The sequence below is a fragment of the Okeania sp. SIO3B5 genome, from assembly GCF_010692555.1.
Taxonomy (GTDB): Bacteria; Cyanobacteriota; Cyanobacteriia; order Cyanobacteriales; family Microcoleaceae; genus Okeania.
In genome coordinates, this window is the sequence record NZ_JAAHHG010000726.1 from 1 (window position 1) to 4019 (window position 4019).

Consider the following 4019-nt stretch of genomic DNA (forward strand, 5'->3'; position numbering starts at 1 on the left):
CACGATAGAGACGAAAACGCAGCGATAAATATATTAGTCGCCGGAGGGCATTCGGAGACGAAAAACGGACGTGGAGGCAAGTGTAAGACTACCGCCAAGGTAGCAGCAGCCTGTGAGACGTCAACCCACCGAGGAGTTACGGCTCGGTAGGAATCCCCGTGCCTAACAGCCGGGGAGGATGTCAAAGGTTAGATTAAGTAATCTAAAATCTAAAAAAGTGCTTAATAATAACATAAGCAATACTCTTTGTCCTGGTCCTGAATATTCTTATGGCCATTTTATCCAAAATCACCGGGGATGCCCAGTTTCCACCTGCAAAACCAAACTTAATTTTACCTTTAAATATCCTTGAGCTTTTAAGTAAGCTATTGCAACAAACAACTCAAGGTTTGAAGACTATATTAATTACAGAAGATATACTTGCGACCACTAAATCTCATAAATTTCCAGACCTAAAATTTACAGTAGTTATTTCAGAGGAGTTTAATGGACTTTTGTGGGGCACAATAGTCAAGGAGTCATTAGACAATCAGAGTCAGAAGATAGAAAACCGACAAAAAGAGAATAATTCCCAATCTAACTCTTTTACCTTTCCTTTTTCAAGGGAAAATGTGGGAAATTTAAAATTTAATGCAGGTTTAACTTTTGACCCAGAGACAATCAAACTTTTTGTATACCAGATTTTAAATATTATAGAGGAAGACAATAGTAACTCAGCGATCGCCTCTCAAATTAAATCTAAAATAAGTAACCTGAAAGTCAATAATACGAATCTCCAGGATGAATTTACCTTGAAATTACTAAAATTATTGACTTCTCATGAAAATATAGCTCCTATTTTAGAGCAAACAAATAGTCAAAGAATCAAGAAAAAGAAATCTTATTCTCAGAAATCAAACTTCCTATCAATAGATGATTCCAAAGTCGATCTTGATGGATTATCAGGACCAGATTCAACACTGAATAATCAACAATATCCATTAGTATGTCAACCCATTGAACAAGCTCTAAGCCAACAACTAGAACAAGAAATACTTCTGAATCAAGTAACAACTAAAATCAGTAAAAATTTTGAACTCCCAGAAATTTTATCCACTACAGTAGAGCAAGTTCAAAAATCAATTCAAGTTGATAGATTATTAATTTATCAGTTCAATAATTCCTTATCATTGACAAATAATATTACATCTAAAAATCAACAAAAAGGATATGTTAAATATGAAGCATTGGCATCAGAAAATATTTCTTCAGTATTAGGATTGACTGAAGAAGAAAACTGCTTTTTTCCTCCTCATAACTCTATAACTAAATATAGTAAAGTCTCTGTTCATGACATATCTGATATAGAAGTAGTTTATGGTCAATTTCCTTGCTTAGTAAAATTGATGCAACAACATCAAGTTAAAGCAAAATTAGTAGTACCAATTATAGTCGATCGACAATTATGGGGATTATTAATTGCCCATCACTGTTCTATTCGAGAGTGGCAAGATAATGAAAAAAGATTTATCAAAAAAATTGCAGAACACTTAGCGATCGCTATTTACCAAGCTCAATTATATGAAGAACTACAAAAGCAAAAACAAACCTTAGAAAAGCAAGTAGCTAGACGGACTCAAGAACTTTATGATGCTCTACAAGCAGCAGAATCAGCGAATTGTACTAAGAGTGAATTTTTAGCCACAATGAGCCATGAATTACGCACTCCTCTCACTTGTGTTATTGGCATTTCTTCAACTCTTTTACGTTGGTCTTATGGCAATAGAGGAGCTAAAGCAATACCAATAAAAAAGCAAAGAGATTATTTACAAATAATCCATGATAGTGGCGAACATCTCCTAGAATTAATAAATGATATTCTAGATTTATCTCAAGTAGAAGCTGGCAAAGCCGTTTTAAAGATTGGTGATTTTTCTCTCTCTAAATTAAGTTATGAAGTCTGGAAAACTTTTAGAGAAAAAGCAGAAAAAAACGAAGTAAAATTCACTTTAGAACAAACAATAAATCCACAATTAGATCTATTTACCGCAGACCAAAGGCGAGTTAAACAAATTCTCTTTAATCTTGTCAGCAACGGAATTAAATTTACTCCTAGTGGGGGGAGTGTCATACTTAAAGTTATAAGAGATAAAAATACAGCAACTTTTCAAGTAGAAGATACCGGTGTAGGAATTTCTGAAGAACAAAAATCATTATTATTTAAAAAATTTCAACAACTAAATTCTCCTTATAATCGTCAGCAAGGTGGTACGGGTTTAGGTCTAGCTTTAACAAAACAATTAGTAGAACTTCATGGCGGAATAGTTGAAGTAGAATCTGCTGTTAATTTTGGCTCTACTTTTACCGTAAAATTACCAGCACAAACACTCACATTAAAAAACGAAGAATTAAAACAAAAAGAAGAAAATTCACCTAATATTTTATCCTTGCAAGGTAGCGTAGTATTGATTGAGCAAGAAGAAGATATTGCTACATTAATTTGCGATATTTTGACAGCAGCAGGATTAAAAGTTGTATGGATAATAGAAGGTTCTACAGCAGTGGAGCAAACTATTTTGTTGCAGCCTGTTGCTGTAATTGTAGATATGCAATTACCAGGAATAGATGGTGTGGAAATTATTCAGCAGTTACGCCAAACAAATAGTAGTAAAAAACTCAAAATTTTGGCATTAACTACTTTTGATACATACATAGATTCAGAATCTTGTTATGCTGTTGGTGCAGATGAATGTTTGACTAAACCAATTAACCTCGAATATTTATTGAGTAAAATGATAGACTTACTGACGTAAGCATTCAGCCGTCAGCTATCAGCTATCAGCTATTAGACATCTCCAAAAATCCCAAATCAAATCAATTCTTATATCATGTCCGGTTGAATAGTTACACTTTGGAGAAATGAAGGCAGCTATGTTGCTATGCTGAGGGCAGAAGGGAAGAAAAGATTAGAAGGGATAAAGTTTTTTTATCACTAATTATCCGGACATAATATTACCCATAAATTATCAATTATTCCTCCCTTCAGCAATTCAGCAATTATGCAATGTAAGCATTCAGCAGTCAGCCAGCCTCCTACCGGAGGAACTGCGTTATCAGCTATCAGCTATTGCTTTTAATTTAGGATAAAAGCTTTATTAATAGGACTTATACCATTTTGAAAAAAGAATGTTACGAATAATAAGCGTGAGAAAAAGACAAATGCAGGAAGTCTCCCTTTGACAAAAAATAGAATTTATTAGCTCAAAACTGCTATTGAAACTATTTATTCTGACTCCTGACTCCTGATTCCTGACTCCTAAGAAATAGCCTAACTATTTGTAGCAAAAATTTATCAAATTGGTATTACACATATACGCTATATATAGCGCTCAAAACTATTGTCCAATAGTACTTAATCCCTATAAATAGTGCCTTTGCGTAAGTCCTGATTAATTGTCTTACTACAAAATTTGGCTTCCTTACCCTTAAAGTCAGTTGTTAATTTAAACACTATCTTTAAGGAGAGAGTCTTGTTGCTGATAGCTGACAGCTAATAGCTGAATGCTTACTCAGCAATTCTGCAATTCAGGAGGGAAGAAAGAAGAAAAGAAGGAGAAAGTTTTTTTATCACGCTCTTATCCAGACATAATATAATAGCTGTTTGCGCAGCATTCCGCAGGAAATGCTTACTGACTGACTAAATAATATCATGTCCGGTTGAATACTTAGGGTTTGCTGAATAAAGTCTGTTGGTAGGGGTAGGAGACAGGATAAATGGAAATTATAGAGGAGGTAGTCGTAAAAATTGTAAGAGTAATTTTTCTGCCATAATCATCCCAAAATACTAGCTTTATGCAGCTATTTAGACCGAAAAGCTTGCACTTTTCAAAGGCCAAAAAAGGCACTTACCAATATCAGTAAATGCTTTGATATTTAATCAGCAAGCCCTACTTATAAATAAGGGAATAGGGAGTAAAAAAATGCTTTAGCAACTGTAGTCTATATATGTGAAAGTTTCTATAATTATTGATACTGCTTAC

1 protein-coding gene is annotated in these 4019 nt (G+C 33.9%); it reads left to right on the forward strand.

Annotated elements, in window-relative coordinates; genetic code table 11:
- Positions 1 to 269: 269 nt before the first annotated feature.
- The gene (locus tag F6K54_RS41545; RefSeq protein ID WP_293090339.1) at positions 270 to 2792 is read left to right on the forward strand and encodes a GAF domain-containing hybrid sensor histidine kinase/response regulator; all 2523 of its coding nucleotides are present in this window, start codon (positions 270 to 272) and stop codon (positions 2790 to 2792) included.
- Positions 2793 to 4019 lie beyond the last annotated feature (1227 nt).

What these genes read in the sequence shown, in the direction of transcription:
- F6K54_RS41545 (WP_293090339.1), top strand. Translation starts at nt 270, where the DNA reads ATGGCCATTTTATCCAAAATCACCGGGGATGCCCAGTTTCCACCTGCA.